Genomic DNA, 24762 nt, shown 5'->3' on the forward strand with positions numbered 1-24762 from the left:
GTGTCAGGTGCTAAATAATTTCGGTATTTCAGTTATTAACTCGACTTTTTGACGTTAAAACATGTTTTACAGGAATTACTTGTGCTGTTGATTGTGGGTGAGCCTATAATTCCCCTACCGCTTCGCGCCTGGGGGTAGCATTTGCCATGCTGGATTTAAGCTTTAGTAAACCCGTTGAGGTCGTCAAACGACTGTGTGAGCGCCTGCGCAGCGAGCGTTTGTCTCAACAGCTGACGCAAGCAGAGGTGGCGGGGCGAGCCGGTGTCGCCATCAGTACTGTTTCGAGTCTTGAGGCTGGACGAAACGTCAGCTTCGAGAACCTTGTGCGGATTGCGATGGTGCTCGGGCGTGCCAGTGAACTGGAGGGCCTGTTTCAGCCCAAGCTGGACAGCCTGGAAGACTTGCGCCGATATGAAGAAGGCGCCAAGCGTCAACGCATAAAGATGAGGCAGGGCGATGCCTGAGCAGGTGCGCGTCTACTACGAAGGCTGGGGAGAGCGCTGGCTGTGGGGTACGCTTGCCTCCACTAGTGTGGTCGGCAGTCGCCCGCAAATCGTCTTCGAATACAGCAATGAAGCCAGGCGGCGCGGGTTTGAGCTGTCCTCGTACACCTTGCCTTTGCGGGGCGAAAACCTGCGCAAAGGATTCGCTGCTCATCAGTCTTTTCTTCCAAGCCCTGTCTATGATGCGCTGCCGGACGGCTGGGGCATGTTATTGATGGACCGTTTGTTCAAGCGCCGGGGCCTTAATGCCGCGCGCGTTGGTCCGCTGGAGCGGTTGGCGTACATCGGTGACAGCGCCATGGGAGCCATGTCGTTCGAACCGGTCGCAACTGAAGGGTTCGAGCCACCGCAACACATCCCCCTTGAGATGCTGGCGGCCGAAGTTCATGAAGTACTTAAAGGGGAGGGGGGAGAATTTCTGCAGCGTCTGCTTCTGGTGGGTGGCTCTCCCCAAGGTGCAAGGCCCAAGGCTCTGGTCTATCGCGATCCGCTGAGCGGCTCATTCACCACCGTTGCCAAGCCAGGTCTGGAAGCCTGGCTAATCAAGTTTCCCGCCAAGGAAGAGCATCCGGAAGTCTGCGCGATAGAAATGGTGTACGCCGAATGCTTGCGCTTGTGTGGCATTGCGACCCCGGACACCCAGCATTTCAGCTTGCCCAATGGGCAGGCGGCCTTTGCCAGTAGACGCTTCGACCGCCAGGGTGACCTGCGTGTGCCAATGCAAAGCCTTGCCGCATTCACCGGCGCGGATTTCAGGTCGCCTGGCGCGCTGGATTATGTCAATTTTTTGCGTGCCACCCACATGTGTACCAATGATTTGCGGGAGAAGGCGCGAGCCTTCGAGCGTGCCGTGTTCAACGTGGCATTCAACAATCGCGACGACCACCCGAAGAACTTCGCTTACCTCATGTCGCGTACCGGAGAGTGGACACTGGCACCTGCCTACGACGTCACCTTCTGTGAAGGCCCGGGTGGGTATCACCAGATGGATGTGATGGGGGAAGCTTTGGATATCGGGCGCCAGGAGATGCTTGCCTTGGCACGCGAGGCGGACATTCCGGAGGTGACGGCGAGTGAGATTATCGACCGTATTTGCGCAGTCGCCCGCCAGTTTACGGAGCGAGCGCACCAGAGCTTTGCGCGGTTGATCACTCAAGACACTTTGCAAACGGTGCAGCGCCGTATCGATGAAAACGTCGCGTTACTTAGCTGATTGGGGGAGGCGGGCATAGCTGTGCAATGTTGACGTTTGACTGGGGAACTCGCTTCGGCGAGGTTTGCAAAGGGGTGCATGTTCTGCGATCAACCCTATACTGAAGTCGTCCTCGCTCACGACCACTTAGACTGGCAAGTCCAGTCCCGGCACATGCAACTGAGTGTGCCGTACCCCTCCTGTCGGCGTGGGCGAGGTCTCTTCACTTTGGCTTTTTTGAGCATGGCTCTCCGCTCCCACAGGATCCCCGTTTGCTGAAGACTTTCGTGATACCTGCAGTAGCTGGTCTTGCCATCGATGATTGCATTGCAGGATTAGCCAGGCTTTGGCAATAAGCAATGCCCTGTGGGAGCGGGCGTGCCCGCGAAGCAAGCGACGCGGTGTCTGGCGAATCGGCTTCACCATCCACCTGTCCATGGGCGGTCTCAAGTGCCCTGAAACGCTATCTTGATGGACAGGGAGGGACAATGCCGGGAGCTGTATAAGCCTCCCGCTTTTGCTTCTGCCAGGCAATAAAAAAGGCTGCCATTCGGCAGCCTTCTCGATGCTCAGCCCGGCCTTATTTTTCACTGACTTCCGAATAATAGGCATTGATAAATATAGTTCACTTAGACTAGCGACTAGACAGCTTTCCAAAAACCCCCTTTCAGGCACACCGCCTTAGACTGATAGGCAAAGCAGTGTCTGCGGAAATGAATATCACGATGCTCAAAGCTTTACTCAAGTTGCTCGAGGAGGCTCTGCTGGTATCGCCTGGCATTGTCACGGTAGTGGATCGCGTTGGCTTCAATCTCTCGACATTGTGCATCGGTCGCCTGACGCACGATCCGTGCAGGAGAACCCATTACCACTGAACCATCAGGAATAATTTTTCCCTCCGTAACCAGTGCATTCGCACCGATGATGCAATGCTTGCCGATTTTGGCGCCATTGAGTACCACGGCCTGGATTCCGATCAAACTGAAATCCCCAACCTCGCAGCCATGAAGCATCGCTTGGTGTCCAACCGTTACGCCGGTACCGAGGCTAAGGGGGCTACCCAAGTCTGTATGAAGCACTGCTCCGTCTTGAACATTGCAATCTTTGCCAATATGGATCAGTTCATTGTCGCCACGAATCACAGCACCGAACCACACGCTACTACCCTCATCAAGCTTGACGTTACCGATTACGCTCGCACTGGGCGCAATCCAGCTCTCGGAATGGGCATTGACACGGTGGCTTTGAAGGCAATATTTCATACAAGTCTCCTAAGTGGAATTGTGTGGTCCAGATATACCCTGATTATTTGGTTGCAGCTCGCCGCAACTGCGCCGGCGAGCCTCATGTAGATGTCAAATTGTTTTACGAGTTGGCTCTCGCTGGGCAGCACAATCTTTGGTTTCCTGCCCTTGACGTAAGGCAAGAGAAGCGAGAGCCGCAACAAGTAGCAAGATGGCCATGAGAAGCAGTCCGTTGGTCGAGCGTCCAGTACTTTGCTCGATCCACCCCATTACCGATGGTCCTACGAAGCCTCCTAACAAGCCACACGAATTGACGAACGCTAATCCGCCTGCCAATGCAGCGCCTTTTAGGCGTGACGATGGGTAGATGAAGATAATCGATTGCACAAGGAAGAACATCGATGCAGCTAGGCAGAAGCCTAGAAGTGCTGCGACTGGCCCGCTAAACGCCGCGATCACCAAGCCTGCAGACATAACGACATAACCACCTACAAGTAACGCTCGACTGCGTGCAGGTGTATCTGCAAAACGTGGCAAGGACGCTGCTCCGATTGCGGCTGCAATCCATGGCAAAGCAGTGAGCAGTCCAATGGTGAGGATCGAAAGATCGCCATAGGTTCGAATGATTCCAGGGAGGAAAAAGATCACGGTGTACACGGTGATCTGGTGACAAAAGTACACGAATATCGCCAGCAATATCTGTGGCTGTAGCCACTGACGGATCGAGTGCTCACCTTTTCCACCTTCCTCTCGTTCACGTGCGAGTCTCTCCTCTAGCGCTTGGGCTTCGGCGATGCTCAGCCAGGGTGCCTTGTTCGGCCGATCAGGCAGTTTTTTCCACACGACAATTGCAAAAAGAGCCGCCGGGAGGCCCTCGAGCACGAACATCCATTGCCACCCGTGCCAGCCCCATACGCCATCAAGTTGCATCAGCAGACCACCCAGCGGGCCGCCGACGATGTTTGCCAAGCAAACACCAAGCAGAAAGTAGCCGGTCGCTTTTGCACGTTCTTCCCGACCAAACCAATAAGTTAGATAAAGCATTACCCCAGGGAAGAATCCCGCCTCGGCAATACCCAAGAGTACGCGCAGTATGTAGAACGAGGTTTCGCCTTGCACGAAGGCCATCGACGCCGATATCAAACCCCAGGTAACCATGATACGCGCTATCCAGAACCGGGCTCCAACCTTGTGCATGATCAGATTGCTTGGCACTTCAAACAGCGCGTAGGTAAGGAAAAATAGCCCCGCACCCAGCCCGTATGCGGCAGCGGAGATTCCCAGATCAATTTCCAACTGATGTTTCGCTAAAGCGATGTTTGTACGGTCGAGGAAACTCAGTACGTATCCGATCACTAATAGCGGCATTAGTTTTCGGAAAAGCAACGCGGTGATTTCTTTCTGGCTCCGGGCAGTGCTTGCAGGGGAGGTCATTTGAGGGTCCTCTTATATGGCGCCCGCAGAGCCGGGCGCCTCTGTCTTGTCATTGTTTTAAAGTGGACTTCAGAGCGCGGTTGGCAGGCGGTCACCTGCCAAATTTTCCGCTCGGATATTTGAGTGTGTGAACAGCTGCAGAGCCGCGCCAGTCAAGGCGCAGCCGGCCATTACCAAAAAGCAGGTGATGTAGCCGGAAAGGTTCGTCCAGCCGCCGCCGATTGTGATCAACCAACCCATCAATATAGGGGCGATGCCACCGCCGATGAACATGGCGGTGGTAATGATGCCGTTGGCAGTCGATGTAGCCGACGGTTGCGCGGAGTCTGAAGCCACGGCGTAATAGATCGGCCATACAGCATTGGCCACCAATCCAAACAACAGCTGTACCACGATCATGAGGGTCATGGTCTCGGTGAAATAGAAGGCACCTACGCTTGTCGCCATCCATATGCCACATATGATCAGTGTGACTTTGCGGCCGATCATGTCTGACAATGATGGCCACACCAGCTGGCCGATAATGCCGGTCACGGTAAACACCACGCTCATGCCAGCTGATTGCGCCAGGGACAGACCTGCAATGTTGTACAGGTATGCCGGCAGCACGATATTGACCCCCATGTACACCACTTGGGTAAGCATGGTGTTACCTGCCGTGAGCGCGATGTTGCGATTGCGCAGGCTAGCTTTGAGAGTTTTCCAGGCTTGCCCCTTCATGACCTGGGCGCTTGAAGAGACATCCGGCGGCGTCATGTTTTTTGCAGCCATGTCGACGTAAAGACGGGTGATACGCTCTGATGTCGAATAGCGTGACCAGAACAGCATCAACGGTACGGCAACAAAAAAAGCAGCGAAGAAAACATATCGCCAGTTTTCCTCACCAAAGGTTGTCAAAACGAAACTCGCTACAATCCCGCTGAGCAGCGCTCCGATAGGGTAGCCGGTGTGGTGAGCACCTAGGGCAAAGCCACGGCGTTCTATTGGCCACCATTCGGCGGTGTTGCTCACCCCTACCGGTTCTCCCCAACCGGCACCGAGATTTACGCCCACGCGCAGGGCGACAAATGTGGTGAGACTATGGGTGAGCGCCTTGAAACCGGAAAGAAAGGAGATCGCGGTGTAGCCAAGTACTAGGGGAACCTGGAATCGGGCTCGCTTCCAGCCGCCACCGTAGCGATCGCTCCACATCGCACCGGGAATATCCAAAACTGCGAGTGCAAGCATGATAATTGTGGCGATCGTGCCCCAGTCATCAGGCGAGAGCTCGAAATGTTTAGAGATTGTGGGCCCCAAACGCAGAATGATCTCGCGATCATAGGCGTTGAGGATCCAGATCAGCCAGCAGACCAACAACGACACCCATGAATAGCGGTGAATGTTACGCAGCGATGCTTTCTTTTCGGTAGGCATGATGATTCACCAGGCCCCGGTACGGAGCCTTGTCAGACCAGAAATATTCGAACGATTTTGGAGCGCAGTCTTAGCTTCCGAATCGTCGTTCCGGAACGCCCCGAACGCCCAAGTCATGGAGCGCGAACAATGCGCCGCGTAATTGACCATCAGCGGGGAAGCGTGGAAGAGGAGGGCGGGCCATTGAGGTCACGAATAATACATCCAGATTCGGCCCACCAAACATCACGCTAGTAACCTTCTTAACCGGCATATCGATAATGCGGTCGACATCACCACAAGGGGTGTAGCGAACCAGTTTTCCGGCGTACACCAGCGCTTGCCATAGGCATCCCTCTGCGTCCACGGTGGCGCCGTCGGCTGCCCCGCCTTGGGAAGTGTCAATATGATGAGAGATACGGCGGTTGCTCGCCGTGCCGGTAGCTATATCGTAGTCGTAGACCCATTGCTCGCCGGTCCAGGTGTCTGTGAAATACAACAAGTCTCCATTCGGACTCCAGCATGGGCCGTTGGAGCAGATGATTCCTTCGTCGATGACGTGGACTGAAAGATCGGGATCGAGCCGGTATAGCTTGCCTGTCGCCAATTCTTCTCGAGTGTCCATCGAGCCGAACAGGAAACGCCCCTGCCTGTCGACCTTCCCATCGTTGAGCCGGTTGTGGGGGAGGTGGGGCTCAGGATCAATTATCAACGAAAGATCGCCCGTCAACATATCCAGATCGTGCAGGCCATTTTGCAACGCCACCAGCGCATGATCACCCTGCTTGCGCAGCGTCATCGAGCCGATTTTCTGGCCGACGTCCCAAGCACGCAATTCTCGACCGTCTTCAGTGGAGCGAAATACGCGCCCATCAAAGCTGTCGACCCAGTAGAGCCGTTGTTGCTCGACGTCCCACAAGGGACCTTCGCCGAGCGTAGTTTTCACATCGGCGACGATCTCGATACGCATGATATTTCCCTCTTTTATTGTTTTACGGGAAGAGATGACCTTTCGTTTTCCTTACGTCATCTGATGCAATCAGAAGTCGACGTTGTTGCGCCCCTTCAGTCCAAGGATTTCGCGAGCCTCGTCCGGCGACGCAACGCGTCCTCCCAAGGCTTCGACGACTGTGCGAATACGTCGAACCTGATCGGCATTTGATACCGCCAGTTTGCCGGGACCGTCCCAAAGAGAGTCTTCCAGCCCGACACGCGCATTCCCGCCCATCGCTAAACCCATGGTTGCAAGGGGGATCTGATTGCGCCCGGCACCGAGGATCGACCAGATATAGGCATCGCCAAACAATCGGTCAGCGGTCCGGCGCATCTGCATGAGATCTTCCGGGTGACCGCCTATGCCACCTCGCAAGCCAAAGACCGATTGAATAAAGATTGGTTTTTTTAACAAACCCCGGTCGAGAAAATGCGCTGCCGTGTAGAGATGGCCGATGTCGTAGCACTCGATCTCAAAGCGGGTGCGATTTTCCCCGCACGATTCCAGGATGTAGGCGATGTCGCGGAAGGTGTTACGAAAGACCCGATCATCACTCTCTTCCAGATAAGGGCGCTCCCAATCGTGCTGGAACTCCTTGAAGCGATGGAGCATTTCGTACAACCCAAAATTCATGGAACCCATGTTGAGAGATGCAAGCTCGGGCTTGAGCTGCAGTGCCGGTTGCAGCCGCTCCTCAACACCCATGGTCGGCGCTCCACCAGTGGTGAGATTGATGACTACGTCACTTTCACGCTTGATTCGTGGCAGGAACTGCCGGAACAACTCAGGATCCTGCACCGGACGTCCGTCTTTTGGATCTCGTGCATGCAGGTGGACTATCGCTGCGCCTGCCTCTGCTGCCCCGAGTGCGGCATCCCCGATCTGCTCAGGTGTCACCGGCAGGTACGGAGACATGGAGGGCGTATGGATCGCGCCGGTAACAGCGCAGGTAATAATGATGGGATTAGGCTTGGCCATGATGGGTTTCCTTTGACTTATTTTTGTGGAAACAGCGATGTAGGGGTAAAGGGTCAGAGATATTCGACGTTGCCGTCCACGCTGATCGCCTGGCCGGTCACGTTTCGAGCGGCTGGAGAGCAGAGGAACAGCGCCATGGCCGCGACATCCTCTGCAGTGACCATGCGTTTCAGCGAAATCTTCTTTAAGTATTCCTGGCGCATTTGCGGCTCGGGGACACCCTGTTGTTCTGCACGGGCGCGAATCACGCCGTCCATACGAGGGCCTTCGACGATTCCGGGCAGGATCGCGTTCACGCGTATATCGTCTTCACCCAACTCGGCAGCCAGGGATTTCATCATCCCGACAATGGCCCATTTGGTGGCGGCATAAGGTGTCCGCCATGCATAGCCCAGGCGTCCCGCGACTGATGCGATTTGGATCAGGTGGCCATGGGAAGACTCGCGCAACAGGGGAACAGCATGGTGAGCGAAGCGGTATTGTCCCGTAAGGTTAATCTCTACTGTGCGCTGCCAGTCTTCGTCGCTAATGCGGTCAACACCTGCAGTTGGCCCTGCAATACCAGCGTTGTTGATCAGCACATCTAGGCCACCGAAGCGTCCACGCTGGACGGCAAAAACTTCTGCGACCTGGGCGGCATCAGCCACGTCTGCCCGCGTGGCCGTAGCTTCGGGGTGGCGATCCAGGAAAGACGCGATGGCTTCTTGGCTTACATCACAAACGTGAACTTGGGCCCCCGCCTCGATGTAGGCTGCGGCGATGATTTCGCCGATACCGGCTGCACCGCCTGAGATCAGTACGCGAAGATGTGGGTAAGGGGTGAGTCTTTCTATAACGCTCATGCGCGTTTACCTCCTGATTTCTTGTTGTTTTCAAGTACGGAGAGCAAGCGACCGAGTGAGTCAGCTGCTTGCATGATGTCGTCGGTAACCGCAGCGCGAGCTGCGGCGGGATCATATGCCTGAAGAGCTGCGACAATCCGTGTGTGCGCTTCCATCGAACGGCTGAGATGGGATTTGTCAGGTGCAACCAAAGCGAAGCAAGGGCCCATGTGCAGCCAGAAGTTTTCGACCGCTGCAACGGTCAGTCCGGCGCGAGCGACGGCGTAGATGCGGCGGTGGAAGGCGAAGTTCGTCCACAGATAACGAGGCACATCAGCGGTATCTGCTGCCTCCTTCATCTCTGCGTAAATACGATGAATGTCGTCGAGATCTTCGCGTTGTAGGTAAGTGATGCACTTTTCAGCAAGCAGACCCTCAAGGGCTACTCGGGCATCACGGATTTCCCGCAAACGCTCGACTGTCATGACTGGCACGCGTAGGCGGGCTGTGCCGGATACTTCGAAGGCGTTCTCGGCAGTGAGCCGGCTCAAGGCTTCACGTACTGGCATTGGACTGGAACCCAGGGCCTCTGCGAGGCCGCGAATTGTCAGCTTCTGTCCAGGTTCAAACCGACCGCTCATCAGCGCCTCACGTAGCTGGCGGTAGACCTGTTCTTGCAGGGTTTCCCGTGAAACCTGGCGCAACACCGGTAAAGCAATCGGGGCGTCGGTCATGATGATCAGTCCTATTGTGTTTTGTGAGATGAAATATGTGATCACAAAAATTCAATGTCAAGTGTTGATTTCAAACCAACTGGCGCTGGGATAAAGTGCAATGAGCTTTAGAGTCTGCGATCGGGCGCGAAGCGATGGGATAGACCGTTGGAGAAACCTGGTAAGGGCCGGGCAGGCGCAAGCCATTTGGGTGTGGATGTCCCTACCCGCTTTTTACACAGTCCAAGGGTGGCAAGACGCAGCGAGGCGCTTGGCTATCGCGCCTGGGTGCATCTCGACCCTTATTATTTGATCGGCTTAACGCATCAGCCAGCCACCTGCGACATCGATCACTTGGCCCGTAACAAATGCGCTGTCCGGGGCACTCAGGTAGCACGCAGCATCCGCGACTTCCCATGGTTGTCCCAGCCTTCGAAGCGGCGTATCTGCGATGACGGCGTCAGTTGCCGAAGCCTAAACAGTCCTAAGAAGGGGGGGCTCGATGCGACCTGGTGCTAGTGCATTCGCTGTGATCCCGTATTCGCCGAGTTCGCCAGCCAGGTGCCGTGTCAATCCGATAATGGCTGCTTTCGTCGCGCTGTAGTGCGCTGCCACAATTGGTAAGAAGGCGCTGCCGGCCACGGAGGACATGCTGATAATGCGGCCAAAGCGGCGCTCAACCATCGGTACAGACAGGAGACGTGACAGGTTGAACGCACCGTTGAGATTGACGTTCACAACCCTTTGCCATTCCGTAGAAGTCATTTGCCATATTGGGGCCGGTTTACCATCATGCTTGGGAGATATTCCAGCATTATCGATCAAGGTATCAATTGGTCCGATCGCCTCAGACAGGCGTGCACATGCCTCCTCACACTGGCCGAAATCGCCTACGTCTGCGGAATGCCAAGCAACATTGTATCCTTGAGCCTTAAGTGCTTTCCTTGCTCCTCTAAAGCTTTCGGATCGAGATCGAGCAGCGCCACACTGGCACCTTCCTCACAGTACCGCCTCGCTATAGCCGCTCCAATCCCGCCTGCAGCGCCTGAGATCAATACAGCTACCTTTGTGTCTGCCCGGGATCATGGGGCTATCTCCAAAATTATCTTGCCAATGTGTTTGCTGCTTTCCATTAACTGGTGGGCTTGGGAAGCCTGAGCCAATGGGAAAGTTGAATGAAGGATGGGTAGGCAACGCCCTTCGCCCAGTAGTGGCCAGACTTGGGCCCGCGACCCTGATTGTCTTGATGCAGGTCGGTCAGGAGGGCGATGTGGACGAGCTCCTGGCAAAAATCCGGGATGAAATCAGAGCGCTGAAGCGGGTAGGGGTTTAGCTGTTCTTCGGCTTATACGAAAAAGCCACCTTGGCCTTTGCGGTTCAGGTGGCTTTGTTCATCTCATGCGCTTATTTGGTGCGAGAATTCGGAAAATCTGAAATTTGTTCGGTTCTCGCTGAAAAATAAGGCCCGGACGATCAATCCCAGCTCAACGCCCCACCAGTCTGATACTCAATCACCCGCGTCTCAAAGAAGTTCTTCTCCTTCTTCAAGTCCATGATCTCGCTCATCCACGGGAACGGGTTGGTAGTCCCCGGGTACTCTTCCTTCAGACCAATCTGGGTCAAACGACGGTTGGCGATGAACTTGAGGTAGTCCTCCATCATCGCTGCGTTCATGCCCAGTACGCCGCGTGGCATGGTGTCGCGGGCGTATTCGATCTCCAGCTGGGTCCCTTGCAGGATCATCTGGGTCGCTTCTTCCTTCATCGCCGCATCCCACAGGTGCGGGTTCTCGATCTTGATCTGGTTGATCACGTCGATACCGAAGTTCAGGTGCATCGACTCGTCACGCAGGATGTACTGGAACTGCTCGGCAACGCCGGTCATCTTGTTGCGGCGGCCCATGGACAGGATCTGGGTGAAGCCGCAGTAGAAGAAGATGCCTTCCAGTACGCAGTAGTAGGCGATCAGGTTGCGCAGCAGCTCCTTGTCGGTTTCGACGGTGCCGGTGTTGAACTCCGGGTCGGAAATGGCGCGGGTGTACTTCAGGCCCCAGGCGGCTTTCTTCGCGACCGACGGGATCTCGTGGTACATGTTGAAGATCTCGCCTTCATCCATGCCCAGCGACTCGATGCAGTACTGGTAGGCGTGGGTGTGGATCGCCTCCTCGAAGGCCTGGCGCAGAATGTACTGGCGGCACTCGGGGTTGGTGATCAGGCGGTACACGGCCAGGGCCAGGTTGTTGGCAACCAGCGAGTCGGCGGTGGAGAAGAAGCCCAGGTTGCGCATGACGATGCGGCGCTCGTCTTCGGTCAGGCCGTCCTGGCTCTTCCACAGGGCGATGTCGGCGGTCATGTTGACCTCTTGCGGCATCCAGTGGTTGGCGCAGCCGTCCAGGTACTTCTGCCAAGCCCAGTCGTACTTGAACGGTACCAGCTGGTTCAGGTCGGCGCGGCAGTTGATCATGCGCTTTTCGTCAACGGCAACACGGGCCGAGGAGCCTTCCAGTTCGGCCAGGCCTTCGGCAACGTCGAGGGCGTCGAGGGCTGCCTTGGCACGTTTGACGGCGTCGGAGTCAGCAGCGGTGGCCGCACGGGCTTCCAGGGCGGCGGCACCGCCGGCGCTGTCGAGCTTGTCGAGGGTGGCGGCGGCAGCGGCCTGCGCAGGGTTATTGCCTTTGGCGGCTACTTCGCCGTCTTCTTTGTCGAATTCGTCCCAGCTCAGCATGGTTTGGCTCCTGCTTGAGGGTTGCCCTGGGCAACCGCTTGGATTTAAAGAATGTGATGCCTGACGCAAGGCCGTAACGGCGAATGGACAGCTCGAGAGGCTGACTCTCGTTTACATCTGAATGTGTTCTGGCTTGTACCTGGCCAGGCCTCGGGGAGGGGCCAGGACAATTGAATGGTGCTCTTTTCAGAGGGGGCGAAGTATATCGGATTTCGCCTTGGATCGGGGCGCGTCTCTTGCGGGCGAGGGTAACTTTTTCGACCGGAAATGCGTGCGTCCGTTCACCGGGTTTGTGTGGCTTGCTATGGGAAGGGAGTGTAGCGGCAAAACGCGGATGGCACTACATGTTGTGGGTTTTTATTTTTAAGCCACATTATGTGGTGTTGGCGTGATTTTTGTGGGAGCGGCCTTGTGTCGCGAACGGGCCGCAAAGCGGCCCCGCGAATCATGCGGCGAAGCTGCAATCTTGGGGGCGCTTCGCACCCCAATCGCGACACAAGGCCGCTCCCACAGTGACCGCGTTTTGTGAGAAGTCCTGTTCTTTTGCCGAGCCGCGTGAGCGCTGGGGAAAAGGCAAGGTTTCTCCGGGGTGCAGATACAAAAATGCCGCGCGGGGCACCCAAGGGCACCCCGTGCGGCATTCAGGCCTTACTGGCAGGCTTCGCAGTCTGGCTCGTCGATCGCGCAGGCCTTCGGCACTGGCGCTGGGCCTGCTGCCTGAACCGGGGCGCTGTCGCCACCGCTGGAAACGGCGTTGAGCTTGCCGGTGTTGATGGTCGACTTCTCGGTGCTGGTCGCGGCCAGGGCACGGAGGTAGTAGGTGGTTTTCAGGCCACGGTACCAGGCCATGCGGTAGGTCACGTCCAGCTTCTTGCCCGAGGCGCCGGCAATGTACAGGTTCAGCGATTGCGCCTGGTCGATCCACTTCTGACGACGCGAGGCCGCATCGACAATCCACTTGGTTTCGACTTCGAACGCGGTGGCGTACAGGTCTTTGAGCTCTTGCGGAATACGCTCGATCTGTTGCACCGAACCATCGTAGTACTTCAGGTCGTTGATCATGACCGAGTCCCACAGGCCGCGGGCTTTCAGGTCGCGCACCAGGTACGGGTTGATCACGGTGAATTCGCCCGACAGGTTGGATTTCACGTACAGGTTCTGGTAAGTCGGCTCGATCGACTGCGACACGCCGGTGATGTTGGCAATGGTTGCAGTTGGCGCGATGGCCATGATGTTCGAGTTACGGATACCTTTCTTGACGCGCTCGCGCACCGGGGCCCAGTCCAGCGACTCTTCCAGGTTGACGTCGATGTACTTGGCACCACGCGCCTCGATCAGGATCTGTTGCGAATCCAGTGGCAGGATGCCCTTGGACCACAGCGAGCCCTGGAAGGTCTCGTAGGCGCCACGCTCGTCGGCCAGGTCGCACGAAGCCTGGATGGCGAAGTAGCTGACCGCCTCCATCGACTTGTCGGCGAACTCGACGGCCGCGTCGGAGCCGTACGGGATGTGCTGCAGGTACAGCGCATCCTGGAAGCCCATGATGCCCAGGCCGACCGGGCGGTGCTTGAAGTTCGAGTTACGCGCTTGCGGCACCGAGTAGTAGTTGATGTCGATCACGTTGTCGAGCATGCGCACGGCGGTGTTCACGGTGCGTTGCAGCTTGGCGGTGTCCAGCTTGCCATCATTGATGTGGTTCGGCAGGTTGATCGAGCCCAGGTTGCAGACCGCGATCTCGTCCTTGTTGGTGTTCAGGGTGATCTCGGTGCACAGGTTCGAGCTGTGGACCACGCCCACGTGCTGCTGCGGCGAACGCAGGTTGCACGGGTCCTTGAAGGTCAGCCATGGGTGGCCGGTCTCGAACAGCATCGACAGCATCTTGCGCCACAGGTCTTTGGCCTGGATGGTCTTGAACACCTTGATCTTGTTGTACTCGGTCAGGGCTTCGTAGTACTCGTAGCGCTCTTCGAAGGCCTTGCCGGTCAGGTCGTGCAGGTCGGGCACTTCCGATGGCGAGAACAGGGTCCACTTGCCGTCATCGAAGACACGCTTCATGAACAGGTCAGGGATCCAGTTGGCGGTGTTCATGTCGTGGGTACGGCGGCGGTCATCACCGGTGTTCTTGCGCAGCTCGATGAACTCTTCGATGTCCAGGTGCCAGGTTTCCAGGTAGGCACACACGGCGCCTTTGCGCTTGCCACCCTGGTTCACGGCAACGGCCGTGTCGTTGACCACTTTCAGGAACGGCACCACGCCCTGGGACTTGCCATTGGTGCCCTTGATGTACGAGCCCAGTGCACGGACCGGGGTCCAGTCGTTGCCCAGGCCACCGGCGAATTTCGACAGCATGGCGTTGTCGTGGATCGCGTGGTAGATGCCCGACAGGTCGTCTGGCACGGTGGTCAGGTAGCAGCTGGACAGCTGCGGGCGCAGGGTACCGGCGTTGAACAGGGTCGGGGTCGAGGCCATGTAGTCGAACGACGACAACAGGTTGTAGAACTCGATCGCACGGGCTTCCTTGTCTTTCTCTTCCAGCGCCAGGCCCATGGCCACACGCATGAAGAACACCTGTGGCAGCTCGAAGCGCACGCCATCCTTGTGGATGAAGTAGCGGTCGTACAGGGTTTGCAGGCCCAGGTAGGTAAACTGCTGGTCGCGCTCGTGGTCGATGGCCTTGCCCAGACGCTCCAGGTCGTAGCCTTTCAGGGCAGGGTCCAGCAGCTCGAATTCGACGCCTTTCTCGACATAGGCCGGCAGCGCCTTGGCGTACAGGTCGGCCATTTCGTGGTGGGTGGCGCTTTCGGCGACGTTCAGGAAGCCCAGGCCTTCGGCGCGCAGGGTGTCCATCAGCAGGCGGGCAGTGACGAACGAGTAGTTCGGCTCGCGCTCTACCAGGGTACGGGCAGTCATCACCAGGGCGGTGTTGACGTCCTTGATGGCTACGCCGTCGTAGAGGTTCTTCAGGGTTTCGCGCTGGATCAGGTCGCCATCGACTTCGGCCAGGCCTTCGCAGGCTTCGCTGATGATGGTGTTCAGGCGGGCCATGTCCAGTGGTGCCAGGCTGCCGTCGGCCAGGGTAATGCGGATGCTCGGGTGTGGCTCGACCACGGCGTCGTTGTTGGCGCGGGTCGCACGCTCCTTTGCACGCTGGTCGCGGTAGATCACGTAGTCGCGGGCGACTTTCTGCTCGCCGGCGCGCATCAGGGCCAGCTCGACCTGGTCCTGGATTTCTTCGATGTGGATGGTGCCACCCGATGGCATGCGACGCTTGAACGTGGCGGTAACCTGCTCGGTCAGGCGCGCGACGGTGTCGTGAATGCGCGACGAGGCGGCGGCGGTGCCGCCTTCAACTGCGAGGAACGCCTTGGTGATGGCAACGGTGATCTTGTCGTCGGTGTACGGGACGACAGTGCCGTTACGCTTGATCACGCGCAGTTGGCCAGGGGCGGTAGCAGCCAGATCCTGCTGGGAATCGGCGGCCTGCGGCACCTTGGCCTGCGGGTTCTCGCGAGTTGTGTCGGTTTGCATGGGTGGGTGTCTCCACAGTTTCTATATTGTACAGGCGCCTTTTGAGCGCCCACCGTTCCGTCCACTTGCTCGATAACCTCACGGGGATGCGCACTGCATGCGCACCCGCCCGCGCGGGCGTACCGACTTCGGGACAGACTCAGGAATAAGGGGCAATGGCTTGCCGCTCCCTGGCCGAAGTCAAAGGTTCTGGGCTGGGCCCAAAAACTGTTGCTGATGAGTGCCAGGCTGGCCTGCAACACCCATGCCCGAACAAGGCCCTGGGTGGGCTTGCCTCGGTCGCCTCCGCAGGAGCGGTTTGGCTGCTGAAATCACTTGAAGTTCCACCCCGAAGATCGCTTGATCTAGCGGGTTGACTTTTGTGTGTGATTTTGCACGAACCCCTATATCTAGTGGTTCGCTGCGATCGGGATACAAGATAATGCGGTATTGGGGTCTTTGCAAGGCGAGCGTCTGTGGATAACGTGTGGGTACTTTGTGGGTGAAAGGTGAGTATTCGCTGTAGGCCTTGTGCCAAGTGGTTTGCAGTATTTTTCGGCCGTTCGCCGCCCCGTCGCAGTTTTTGCGGGCGCGCACCCTACCACAAAAAACGCTCGAGCCAAGGGGGCAGGTGCGTGGCTGTAGCGGGTTGCTGCCTGTCAGATCGAGCACCGCGCGGGCCACGCTCGATTTCATGGACAGCAAAGATCTACAGTCATACGCTCAAAGGCCAAGATTGCGATCCAGAGAATAAAAAGGCCAAAGCCATGGACCAGACCCAACCCCGCATTCTGATCGTCGAGGACGACCCGCGCCTGGCCGAGCTGACCGCCGAGTACCTGCAGGCCAACGGCTTCGAGGTCGCGGTCGAGGGCGATGGCGCGCGTGCCGTGCGTCGGATCGTCGACAGCCAACCTGATCTGGTCATTCTCGACCTGATGCTGCCGGGCGAGGACGGCTTGAGCATCTGCCGCCGGGCGCGCAACCAGTACCCTGGGCCGATCCTGATGCTCACCGCACGCAGCGACGAACTCGACCAGATCCACGGGTTGGACCTGGGCGCCGACGACTATGTCTGCAAACCGGTGCGCCCGCGCCTGCTGTTGGCGCGTATCCAGGCCTTGCTGCGCCGTAGCGAAGCCCTGGACAGCAAGCGCCAGGACCTGGCGTTCGGTGCCCTGCACATCGACAACCGGCTGCGCGAGGCGCGCCTCGGTGAGCAACTGATCGAACTGACCGGCGCCGAATTCGACTTGCTCTGGCTGCTGGCCAGCAATGCCGGGCGGGTGCTTAGCCGCGAACAGATCTTCACTGCGCTGCGTGGTGTTGGCTACGACGGCCAGGACCGTTCCATCGACATCCGCATTTCCAGGATCCGCCCCAAGATCGGCGATGACCCGCTGCAGCCGCGGCTGATCAAGACCCTGCGCAGCAAGGGCTACCTGTTCGTCGGCGAGGCACCATGAACAATTCGATTTTCCTGCGCATCTATGGCGGCATGCTGGCGGTGCTGGTACTGGTGGCGCTGCTGGGCGTGCTCAGCCTGCACCTGGTCAACGAGGTGCGCGCCGCCCAGCACCGTGAGAGCCTGGCGCAAGGCACCTTCAGCCTGATGGCGGACAACCTGGCGGTGCAGAACGCAACCGAACGCAAGCGCTCGCTGTTGATCTGGGAGCGCCTGCTCGGCGTGCCACTGGCGCTGCAGCCGATGAGCGCCCGCCGGCTTGATGGCACCCAGCGTGCGCGCCTGGCCCGTGGCCTGGTGGTGGTGGAAAAAACCGGCCCGCATGCGGCACAGGTGCTGCGCAAGGTTGGCCAGGAAGACCTGATGCTGGTGGCGCAGATCAACCAGATCAGCGAGCAGCTGGCACGCGCGACACTTTATCTGCTGGCCGATGAGCTGGTGCGCTACCCGGTCACCGAACAACAGCAGCGCCTGGCCCGGTTGACGCAGGAAAAAGGCTTCGGCTTCGGCGTTGCATTGCAACGGATCGAGCGCGTCAGCCTGGACGATGACCAGCGGCACAGGGTCGAGGAGGGCGACACGGTGATGGCGCTGGGCAAGGATGGCGATTCGATCCGGGTGTTCGCCGGGTTGACCGGCTCGCCCTGGGTGCTGGAGATCGGCCCGCTGTACCAGCTCAACCCGTATCCGCCGCAGTTGCTGGTCCTGATCGCGTTTCTGGGCCTGTGCCTGATCGGTCTGGTGGTCTACTTGCTGGTCCGCCAGCTGGAGCGCCGCGTGTCGGGCCTGGAAGTTGCCGCCACACGCATCGCCCAAGGCAGCCTGGACACACGCGTACCGGCTGGCGACACCGACTCGGTAGGGCGCCTGGCCGCCGCATTCAATGGCATGGCCGAGCACTTGCAGCGTTCGCTGACCATGCAGCGTGAGCTGGTGCGCGCGGTATCCCACGAGTTGCGCACGCCGGTGGCGCGCCTGCGCTTTGGCCTGGAGATGATCGAAAGTGCCAGCACCGAGCAGGCGCGCGCCAAGCACCTGGCTGGCATGGACGGCGACATCCAGGACCTCGACAGGCTGGTCGACGAAATGCTCACTTACGCGCGCCTCGAGCAAGGCGCGCCGGCCTTGCAGTTCCAGCGGATCGACATCGATGCCTTGCTCGACCGGGTGATCGACGAGTTGGCGCCGCTGCGTGCCGATGTGCGCGTCGAGCGGGGTGAGTGCCAGGGGGCCGATGCCGATGGCGCCTGGGTCGAGGCGGAGCCGCGCTACCTGCACCGGGCGCTGCAGAACCTGGTCGGCAATGCCATGCGCCACGCCGAGTCGCAGGTACGCCTGAGCTACCAGCTGGGGCAGCAACGCTGCCGCATCGATGTGGAAGACGATGGCCCAGGCATCCCGGAGGGGGTATGGGACCGCATTTTCACGCCGTTCACCCGCCTGGACGACAGCCGCACCCGCGCCTCGGGCGGGCATGGCCTGGGCCTTTCGATCGTGCGGCGGATCATCTACTGGCATGCCGGGCGAGCCACGGTAGGGCGCAGTGCGGCGTTGGGGGGCGCCTGCTTCAGCCTGAACTGGCCGCGCCAGCAGGCACCCTTGTAGGCCTCAGACGCTTACCAGGCTAAGCAGATGGCCGTGTTGCAGGCTGAACTGGCCGTGCAGCTCTGCCCCGCGTTGCCACTGTGGCGACAGGTCGGTGAGCAGGCGCAGGCGCGCCAGCCCCTCGCCAGACCAGTCGAGCACTTCGGCGTGCTCGAAGTAGAAACGCTGGCGGGTCAGGGGGTAGAGGGTCTTGAACAGGCTTTCCTTCAGCGAGAAGGTCAGGGTGACCGTCAGCCCAAGCTGAGCGCGGTCCAGGCGCTCCAACTCGGCCGGGGTGAGAATTTCGCCCATCAAGCGCTCGGCGCGTTCGTCATTGAGCAGGGCTTCCTGATCCAGGCCCACGCCCTGGCAGCTGTGGGCGGCAGCAACCACCGCGGCGGCCCAGCCTTGGCCATGGGTGATCGAGCCATGAATGCCGGCGGGCCAGATGGGCGAGCGGTCTTCATGGGTGCCAGGCACGTAGTTGCGACCGTCCAGGCGCTGCAGCGCGGCCCGTGCGCATGCACGGCCGGCCAGGTACTCGGCCTGGCGCTTGGGCACCGAGCGCAGCAGGCTGGCGCTTGGCACTACCCCCGCGCGCTGGAAGTCGTCGGCCCCTAGCTGGGCGGGGTCGAAGGCGCAACTGACCAGCACCGCACCGGGTAATGGGCGGGGCAGGGGCCAGTGGTACTGAAGTGGGGCGCAGCAGGCGGGGAGCGTGTTCATGGCGGCTATTGTGCCAGCCGCGGCGACGGTGTGGGAGATGCAATAACCGAGGCTGCCGTGCAGCCCATCGCCGGCAAGCCTGCAGGCCCGAAGATCTATGCAGTGCCTGTGAAAGCTGACTTGCCGGCGATGGACCGCAAAGCGGGCCGCACAATCGCTATTTGAATACCTTCTTGAAAAACGCCTGCATATCCGCCCAGGAGCTTTCATCCGCGGCCTTGTTATAACCAATGTCCGGCCCGCCATGTTCGCCATGGCTCAAGCGGTCTGCATCCGGGTTGGTGAAGCCGTGCTTGGCCCCTTCGATGCTGACGAACTGATAGTTCACCTTGGCCGCATCCATCTCGGCCTTGAAGTCCTTGACCTGTTGCGGTGTGACCATGCTGTCGGCCGCGCCGTGCTCGACCAGGATATCCGCGCGTACCACGCCCGGTTTGGCCGGGGTAGCGGTAGCCAGTGCGCCATGGAAGCTCACTACGCCGTCGAGTTTCTCCCCACGGCGTGCAGCATCCAGCACCACCTTGCCGCCGAAGCAGTAGCCGACCGCACCCAGCTCGTGCTTGTTGGTGTTCGGTTGCAGTTTCAGCAGCTCAAGGCCCGCATCGAAGCGCCTGGCTGCAGCGGCAGGGTCTTTCAGTGCGGCCGCCATGAACGCCTGGGCATCCTGCGGGTGCTCGGTGTGCTTGCCATCGCCATACATGTCAATGGCCAGGGCGTTATAGCCCAGCGCTGCCAGGTCACGGGCGCGGCGCTTGGCATAATCGTTCAGCCCCCACCATTCATGCACCACGACAATGCCTGGGCGCTTGCCCTCGACGGCGTCGTCGTATGCGTAGTAGCCGACCAGCCGGTTGCCGTCGGCATCCTGGTAAGGAATTTCGCGGGTTTGTACCGCCGCTTGGGCAAGGGCAGCGCTGCACATCAGGGTCAGAGCCAGCAGGACACGCATGGGTACTACTCCTAGGTCGGCAATCAAGTCGTTCAGCCGAGGTTCAGTCAGGGTTCAGTCGCGGTTCAGGGTGCCCTGCTTACTCTAGCTTCCAGACCGAAACAGCGCACCCAACTGGAGTAACCTGCCATGAAAACTTTCAATACCCTGCTTGCCGCCATGGCCGTCTGCGCCGCTGGCATCACCACCGCCCAGGCTGCCGACGACAACTTCGCCAGCCTCACCTACGGCCAGACCAGCGACAAGGTTCGCAAGTCCGGCCTGTTGCAGCGCAACACCGACAACCTCAACACCGACGGCATCGTCGGCAAGGATGACACCTGGGGTGTGCGTGTGGGCAAGATCAACGACCAAGGCCGCTACTACATGACCTATGACAACGTCTCGGGAGATCACAGCGGCCTGAAACTGCGTCAGGAAAACCTGCTGGGCAGTTATGACCTGTTCCTGCCGGTGGGCGATACCACCAAGCTGTTTGGCGGTGGCAGCCTGGGCATGACCAAGCTCACCCAGGACTCGCCAGGCGCCCGCCGCGATACCGACTACGGTTATGCCTACGGGCTGCAGGCCGGTGTGATCCAGGACATCACCGACAAGGCTTCGGTCGAGCTGGGCTACCGCTATCTGCGCACCAATGCGGCAACCGAGGTGGGCGCGCATGGCGGGCCGAAGGATGGCACCCTGCGCCTGAGCAGCAGTGCGCAGACTTACCTGGCGGCCTCCTACAAGTTCTGACGGCCTGCCGGGTTATCCTGTACCGGCCTCTTCGCGGCTAAAGCCGCTGCCACAGGGATCGCACAGTCCAGCAAACCTGTGTGCTCCCTGTGGCAGCGGCTTTAGCCGCGAAGAGGCCGGTACAGGCAATAGATGAAAAGGAGCTGCATATGAAACTGCTGGTGGTCGAGGACGAAGCCCTGCTTCGCCATCACCTCTACACCCGCCTGGGCGAAAGCGGCCACGTGGTCGAGGCGGTCGCCGATGCCGAGGAGGCGCTGTACCAGGCCGGGCAGTACCACTTCGACCTGGCCATCATCGACCTGGGCTTGCCCGGTATCAGTGGCCTGGAGCTGATCACGCGCCTGCGCAGCCAGGACAAGACCTTCCCCATCCTCATCCTCACGGCCCGTGGCAACTGGCAGGACAAGGTCGAAGGCCTGGCCGCAGGCGCCGACGACTACCTGGTCAAACCCTTCCAGTTCGAAGAGCTCGAAGCCCGCCTGAGTGCGCTGCTGCGCCGCTCCAGCGGCTTCACCCAGTCGACCATCGCTGCCGGCCCGCTGGTGCTCGACCTCAACCGCAAGCAGGCCAGCCTCGATGCGCAGCCGTTGGCGCTCACGGCTTATGAGTACCGCATCCTCGAATACCTCATGCGCCATCATCAGCAGGTGGTGGCCAAGGACCGCCTGATGGAGCAACTGTACCCAGGCGATGAGGAGCGTGACCCGAATGTGATCGAGGTGCTGGTCGGCCGCCTGCGCCGCAAGCTGGAAGGCGAGCAGGGGTTCAAACCCATCGATACCGTACGTGGCCTGGGCTACCTGTTCACCGAGCGCTGCCGATGATTCGTTCCCTGCGCGTGCGCCTGATGCTGGCCGCCGCCGTGCTGGCGCTGCTGTTCATGCTGGGGTTGCTGCCCGCGTTGCAGAAGGCGTTCAGCCTGGCCCTGCAGGAGTCGATCGAGCAGCGCCTGGCCTCGGACGTAACCACGCTGATATCGGCCGCGCGCATCGAAGGCGGCCAGTTGCAGATGCCTGAACTGCTGCCGGACGAGCGTTACAACCTGCCGTACACCGGCCTGCTCGGGTATATCTTCGACCGCGATGGCCACCTGGTCTGGCAGTCCCGCGCCACCGCCGACCGGCACATCAACTACCGGCCGCGCTATGACGGGCGCGGCAACGAATTTGCCCGCATCCACCAGGCCGATGGTGAAGAGTTCTTTGTCTACGACGTCGAGATCAAGCTGCTGGGTGGCCAGAGCGCAGCCTACAGCATTGTCGCCCTGCAGCCGGTGAGCGAGTACAAGGCGACCCTCGACGGCCTGCGCGAAAAGCTCTACCTGGGCTTCGGCGCCGCCTTGCTGGCGCTGCTGGTGTTGCTGTGGGCCGGCTTGACCTGGGGCTTGCGCTCGCTGCGCCGGCTCAGCCACGAACTGGATGAGGTGGAAGCAGGGGCGCGCGATGGCCTGAGCGGCGAGCACCCCCGCGAGCTGCTGCGCCTGACCCGCTCGCTCAACCGTTTGCTGCGCAGTGAACGCGAGCAGCGTACGCGCTACCGGGATTCGCTGGACGACCTGGCACACAGCCTGAAAACCCCGCTGGCGGTGTTGCAGGGGGTGGGCGAAAGCCTGCAGCAGCGCAGTGGCGAACGCGAACAGGCGCGGGTGCTGCAAAGCCAGATCGAACGCATGAGCCAGCAGATCGACTACCAGCTGCAGCGCGCCAGCCTGCGCAAGAGCGGCCTGGTGCGCCACAGTGTGCCGCTACGGCCTGTGCTCGACAGCCTGTGCAGCACGTTGGCCAAGGTATACCGGGACAAACGCGTGGAGGTGCAACGGGTGTTACCCGGGGCGGCCCAGGTGCCGATGGAGCAGGGCGCCTTGCTGGAGATGCTCGGCAACCTGCTGGAAAACGCCTATCGGCTGAGCCTTGGCCAGGTGCGCGTAAGCCTCGAGCAAGTGCCAGGGCGCCTGAGCTTGTGCATCGAAGACGACGGGCCGGGCGTACCGGTCGACCAGCGCGAGCGCATCCTCGAGCGCGGTGAGCGGCTGGACAGCCAGCACCCGGGGCAGGGCATCGGCCTGGCGGTGGTCAAGGATATCGTCGACAGCTATGACGCCGTGCTCAGCTTGGGGGACTCACCACTGGGTGGGGCTGCGTTCAGGATTACCTTCAACCTCGATTGATTCGGCCCGGGTGGGCGGATTCCCGCCAACATGCCTGTACAAAACCCGCCACCGGGCGGAAATCCGCCAGCTTTCCTCACCTTTATCGCCCCGTCGTTGGGCATTAATCCTTGGTACACAAGGCATTTGCACCCTTGCTGGGCACTTTGGCACCACCCTTGCTATTGATCTACGCAGAGGCCTGCCCAGGCAGCTCGAACACAACGACAAATCCCTCCAAGTGCAGGAGGGTTAGCGATTCAGGTGCCCCATCACCCTGGGAAGGGTGAGCCGGCACACTTGAGGAAAATTAGCCATGACGACACGTCAGCCGCTGTACAAATCCCTGTATGTCCAGGTGTTGGTCGCCATCACCATCGGCATCCTGCTCGGCCACTTCTACCCGGAAACGGGCGTCGCGCTCAAACCCTTCGGTGACGGTTTCGTCAAACTGATCAAGATGGTCATCGCCCCGATCATCTTCTGTACCGTGGTCAGCGGCATCGCCGGCATGCAGAGCATGAAGTCGGTCGGCAAGACTGGCGGCTACGCGCTGCTGTACTTTGAAATCGTCTCCACCATCGCCTTGATCATTGGCCTCATCGTCGTCAACGTGGTCAAGCCAGGCGCTGGCATGCACATCGACGTCAGCACCCTGAACGCCAGCAGTGTGGCTGCCTATGCCGCCGCCGGCGCGCAGCAGACCACGGTCGGCTTCCTGCTCAACGTCATCCCGAACACAGTGGTCGGTGCATTCGCCAACGGCGATATCCTGCAAGTGCTGATGTTCTCGGTCCTGTTCGGCTTCGCCCTGCACCGCCTGGGCAGCTACGGCAAGCCGCTGCTGGACATGATCGACCGCTTCGCCCATGTCATGTTCAACATCATCAACATGATCATGAAGCTGGCCCCGCTTGGCGCCTTCGGTGCCATGGCCTTCACCATCGGCCAGTACGGCGTGGGTTCGCTGGTGCAACTGGGCTACCTGATGGCCTGCTTCTACATCACCTGCCTGTTGTTCGTGCTGGTGGTGCTGGGCGGTATCTGCCGCGCCCACGGCTTCAGCGTGCTGAAACTGATCCGCTACATCCGTGAAGAGCTGCTGATCGTGCTGGGCACCTCCTCGTCGGAATCGGCCCTGCCGCGCATGCTGGCCAAGATGGAACGCCTGGGTGCCAAGAAGTCCGTGGTTGGCCTGGTGATCCCGACCGGTTACTCGTTCAACCTCGACGGCACCTCGATCTACCTGACCATGGCAGCGGTCTTCATTGCCCAGGCCACCGACACCACCATGGACATCACCCACCAGATCACCTTGCTGTTGGTGCTGCTGGTGGCTTCCAAGGGTGCTGCCGGCGTCACCGGGTCGGGCTTCATCGTGCTGGCTGCCACCCTGTCGGCGGTGGGCCACCTGCCGGTTGCCGGCCTGGCGCTGATCCTCGGTATCGACCGCTTCATGTCCGAAGCCCGCGCCCTGACCAATCTGGTCGGCAACGCCGTTGCCACCGTGGTCGTGGCCAAGTGGGTCAAGGAAATGGACAACGACAAGCTGGCCTCGGAGCTGGCGTCCGGCGGTGCACCGCTGGTTGATACCCGCCCAACCGACGACCTGGGTGTGGCTGAAGGCCCGGCTCGTTGATAGCGGCTTGAAA

Annotated in this window: 20 protein-coding genes and 1 pseudogene; 8 read left to right on the top strand and 13 right to left on the bottom strand. The window is 59.7% G+C overall.

Annotated features, from left to right (window positions below):
- Positions 1-146 precede the first annotated feature (146 nt).
- Together EGJ22_RS16715 and EGJ22_RS16720 are read left to right on the top strand one after the other, a co-directional pair.
- Positions 147-464: a helix-turn-helix domain-containing protein gene (locus EGJ22_RS16715; RefSeq protein ID WP_029885558.1), complete on the top strand. Its 318-nt coding sequence runs from the start codon at positions 147-149 to the stop codon at positions 462-464.
- Entirely contained in the window at positions 457-1716 is a 1260-nt protein-coding gene (locus EGJ22_RS16720) for a type II toxin-antitoxin system HipA family toxin (protein ID WP_029885557.1), read from the top strand. Before EGJ22_RS16715 ends, EGJ22_RS16720 begins: the two co-directional genes overlap by 8 nt.
- A 716-nt stretch (positions 1717-2432) precedes the next feature.
- Here EGJ22_RS16720 and EGJ22_RS16725 read toward each other — a convergent pair.
- The 11 genes and pseudogenes from EGJ22_RS16725 to EGJ22_RS16775 form a co-directional block, all read right to left on the bottom strand.
- Positions 2433-2957 (bottom strand): gamma carbonic anhydrase family protein, encoded by a 525-nt coding sequence (locus EGJ22_RS16725; RefSeq protein WP_080709184.1) that lies wholly within the window; start codon positions 2955-2957, stop codon positions 2433-2435.
- A gap of 93 nt (positions 2958-3050) precedes the next feature.
- The gene (locus tag EGJ22_RS16730; RefSeq protein ID WP_050492184.1) at positions 3051-4373 is read right to left on the bottom strand and encodes an MFS transporter; all 1323 of its coding nucleotides are present in this window, start codon (positions 4371-4373) and stop codon (positions 3051-3053) included.
- A gap of 69 nt (positions 4374-4442) precedes the next feature.
- On the bottom strand, positions 4443-5786 hold the full coding sequence (locus EGJ22_RS16735; RefSeq protein WP_029885554.1) for an MFS transporter: 1344 nt from the start codon (positions 5784-5786) through the stop codon (positions 4443-4445).
- Positions 5787-5856: 70 nt separating this feature from the next.
- Entirely contained in the window at positions 5857-6735 is an 879-nt protein-coding gene (locus tag EGJ22_RS16740) for an SMP-30/gluconolactonase/LRE family protein (protein ID WP_029885553.1), read from the bottom strand.
- A 69-nt stretch (positions 6736-6804) separates the two neighbouring features.
- Positions 6805-7737 (bottom strand): 3-keto-5-aminohexanoate cleavage protein, encoded by a 933-nt coding sequence (locus EGJ22_RS16745; RefSeq protein WP_029885552.1) that lies wholly within the window; start codon positions 7735-7737, stop codon positions 6805-6807.
- Positions 7738-7790: 53 nt separating this feature from the next.
- Complete coding sequence (locus tag EGJ22_RS16750) at positions 7791-8579, bottom strand: SDR family oxidoreductase (RefSeq protein WP_029885551.1); 789 nt, start codon at positions 8577-8579, stop codon at positions 7791-7793.
- Complete coding sequence (locus tag EGJ22_RS16755; RefSeq protein WP_029885550.1) at positions 8576-9292, bottom strand: GntR family transcriptional regulator; 717 nt, start codon at positions 9290-9292, stop codon at positions 8576-8578. The genes EGJ22_RS16750 and EGJ22_RS16755 overlap by 4 nt, the downstream gene beginning before the upstream one ends.
- 297 nt (positions 9293-9589) lie before the next feature.
- Positions 9590-10326 (bottom strand): annotated as a pseudogene (locus EGJ22_RS16760) (SDR family oxidoreductase).
- 27 nt (positions 10327-10353) lie between these two features.
- Entirely contained in the window at positions 10354-10560 is a 207-nt protein-coding gene (locus tag EGJ22_RS16765) for a zinc-binding dehydrogenase (protein ID WP_080709183.1), read from the bottom strand.
- A 184-nt stretch (positions 10561-10744) separates the two neighbouring features.
- Entirely contained in the window at positions 10745-11995 is a 1251-nt protein-coding gene (locus EGJ22_RS16770) for a ribonucleotide-diphosphate reductase subunit beta (protein ID WP_029885549.1), read from the bottom strand.
- 648 nt (positions 11996-12643) lie between these two features.
- Positions 12644-15523: a ribonucleoside-diphosphate reductase subunit alpha gene (locus EGJ22_RS16775; protein ID WP_029885548.1), complete on the bottom strand. Its 2880-nt coding sequence runs from the start codon at positions 15521-15523 to the stop codon at positions 12644-12646.
- A 746-nt stretch (positions 15524-16269) separates the two neighbouring features.
- Between EGJ22_RS16775 and EGJ22_RS16785 the strand changes: the two genes are divergently transcribed.
- Both EGJ22_RS16785 and EGJ22_RS16790 read left to right on the top strand, forming a co-directional pair.
- Positions 16270-16968, top strand: a complete 699-nt coding sequence (locus EGJ22_RS16785) for a response regulator (protein ID WP_009682568.1) — start codon at positions 16270-16272, stop codon at positions 16966-16968.
- Positions 16965-18572 carry an ATP-binding protein gene (locus tag EGJ22_RS16790; RefSeq protein WP_029885547.1) on the top strand — a complete coding sequence of 536 codons (1608 nt, stop codon included), beginning with the start codon at positions 16965-16967 and terminating at the stop codon, positions 18570-18572. The genes EGJ22_RS16785 and EGJ22_RS16790 overlap by 4 nt, the downstream gene beginning before the upstream one ends.
- 3 nt (positions 18573-18575) lie before the next feature.
- On the opposite strand, the gene EGJ22_RS16795 is transcribed toward EGJ22_RS16790, so the two are convergent.
- Positions 18576-19277: a 4'-phosphopantetheinyl transferase gene (locus EGJ22_RS16795; protein WP_029885546.1), complete on the bottom strand. Its 702-nt coding sequence runs from the start codon at positions 19275-19277 to the stop codon at positions 18576-18578.
- Positions 19278-19434: 157 nt separating this feature from the next.
- On the bottom strand, positions 19435-20226 hold the full coding sequence (locus tag EGJ22_RS16800) for a dienelactone hydrolase family protein (protein WP_029885545.1): 792 nt from the start codon (positions 20224-20226) through the stop codon (positions 19435-19437).
- 129 nt (positions 20227-20355) lie between these two features.
- On the opposite strand from EGJ22_RS16800, the gene EGJ22_RS16805 reads away from it, so the two are divergent.
- The 4 genes from EGJ22_RS16805 (at position 20356) to EGJ22_RS16820 (ending at position 24749) form a co-directional block, all read left to right on the top strand.
- Positions 20356-20961: an outer membrane beta-barrel protein gene (locus tag EGJ22_RS16805; protein WP_029885544.1), complete on the top strand. Its 606-nt coding sequence runs from the start codon at positions 20356-20358 to the stop codon at positions 20959-20961.
- A 149-nt stretch (positions 20962-21110) separates the two neighbouring features.
- Positions 21111-21788 carry a response regulator gene (locus tag EGJ22_RS16810; RefSeq protein WP_029887593.1) on the top strand — a complete coding sequence of 226 codons (678 nt, stop codon included), beginning with the start codon at positions 21111-21113 and terminating at the stop codon, positions 21786-21788.
- Complete coding sequence (locus tag EGJ22_RS16815) at positions 21785-23131, top strand: ATP-binding protein (protein WP_029887592.1); 1347 nt, start codon at positions 21785-21787, stop codon at positions 23129-23131. Before EGJ22_RS16810 ends, EGJ22_RS16815 begins: the two co-directional genes overlap by 4 nt.
- Before the next feature lie 295 nt (positions 23132-23426).
- Positions 23427-24749 carry a dicarboxylate/amino acid:cation symporter gene (locus tag EGJ22_RS16820; protein WP_009682559.1) on the top strand — a complete coding sequence of 441 codons (1323 nt, stop codon included), beginning with the start codon at positions 23427-23429 and terminating at the stop codon, positions 24747-24749.
- The last annotated feature ends 13 nt before the right edge of the window (positions 24750-24762 follow it).

Source organism: Pseudomonas sp. p99-361 (assembly GCF_003935475.1).
Taxonomy (GTDB): Bacteria; Pseudomonadota; Gammaproteobacteria; order Pseudomonadales; family Pseudomonadaceae; genus Aquipseudomonas; species Aquipseudomonas juntendi.

Coding starts and splice junctions, on each gene's coding strand:
- EGJ22_RS16800 (WP_029885545.1), bottom strand. CDS start 20,226: ATGCGTGTCCTGCTGGCTCTGACCCTGATGTGCAGCGCTGCCCTTGCC.
- EGJ22_RS16805 (WP_029885544.1), top strand. CDS start 20,356: ATGAAAACTTTCAATACCCTGCTTGCCGCCATGGCCGTCTGCGCCGCT.
- EGJ22_RS16720 (WP_029885557.1), top strand. CDS start 457: ATGCCTGAGCAGGTGCGCGTCTACTACGAAGGCTGGGGAGAGCGCTGG.
- EGJ22_RS16790 (WP_029885547.1), top strand. CDS start 16,965: ATGAACAATTCGATTTTCCTGCGCATCTATGGCGGCATGCTGGCGGTG.
- EGJ22_RS16795 (WP_029885546.1), bottom strand. CDS start 19,277: ATGAACACGCTCCCCGCCTGCTGCGCCCCACTTCAGTACCACTGGCCC.
- EGJ22_RS16730 (WP_050492184.1), bottom strand. CDS start 4,373: ATGACCTCCCCTGCAAGCACTGCCCGGAGCCAGAAAGAAATCACCGCG.
- EGJ22_RS16745 (WP_029885552.1), bottom strand. CDS start 7,737: ATGGCCAAGCCTAATCCCATCATTATTACCTGCGCTGTTACCGGCGCG.
- EGJ22_RS16735 (WP_029885554.1), bottom strand. CDS start 5,786: ATGCCTACCGAAAAGAAAGCATCGCTGCGTAACATTCACCGCTATTCA.
- EGJ22_RS16775 (WP_029885548.1), bottom strand. CDS start 15,523: ATGCAAACCGACACAACTCGCGAGAACCCGCAGGCCAAGGTGCCGCAG.
- EGJ22_RS16755 (WP_029885550.1), bottom strand. CDS start 9,292: ATGACCGACGCCCCGATTGCTTTACCGGTGTTGCGCCAGGTTTCACGG.
- EGJ22_RS16740 (WP_029885553.1), bottom strand. CDS start 6,735: ATGCGTATCGAGATCGTCGCCGATGTGAAAACTACGCTCGGCGAAGGT.
- EGJ22_RS16785 (WP_009682568.1), top strand. CDS start 16,270: ATGGACCAGACCCAACCCCGCATTCTGATCGTCGAGGACGACCCGCGC.
- EGJ22_RS16815 (WP_029887592.1), top strand. CDS start 21,785: ATGATTCGTTCCCTGCGCGTGCGCCTGATGCTGGCCGCCGCCGTGCTG.
- EGJ22_RS16770 (WP_029885549.1), bottom strand. CDS start 11,995: ATGCTGAGCTGGGACGAATTCGACAAAGAAGACGGCGAAGTAGCCGCC.
- EGJ22_RS16725 (WP_080709184.1), bottom strand. CDS start 2,957: ATGAAATATTGCCTTCAAAGCCACCGTGTCAATGCCCATTCCGAGAGC.
- EGJ22_RS16750 (WP_029885551.1), bottom strand. CDS start 8,579: ATGAGCGTTATAGAAAGACTCACCCCTTACCCACATCTTCGCGTACTG.
- EGJ22_RS16715 (WP_029885558.1), top strand. CDS start 147: ATGCTGGATTTAAGCTTTAGTAAACCCGTTGAGGTCGTCAAACGACTG.
- EGJ22_RS16810 (WP_029887593.1), top strand. CDS start 21,111: ATGAAACTGCTGGTGGTCGAGGACGAAGCCCTGCTTCGCCATCACCTC.
- EGJ22_RS16820 (WP_009682559.1), top strand. CDS start 23,427: ATGACGACACGTCAGCCGCTGTACAAATCCCTGTATGTCCAGGTGTTG.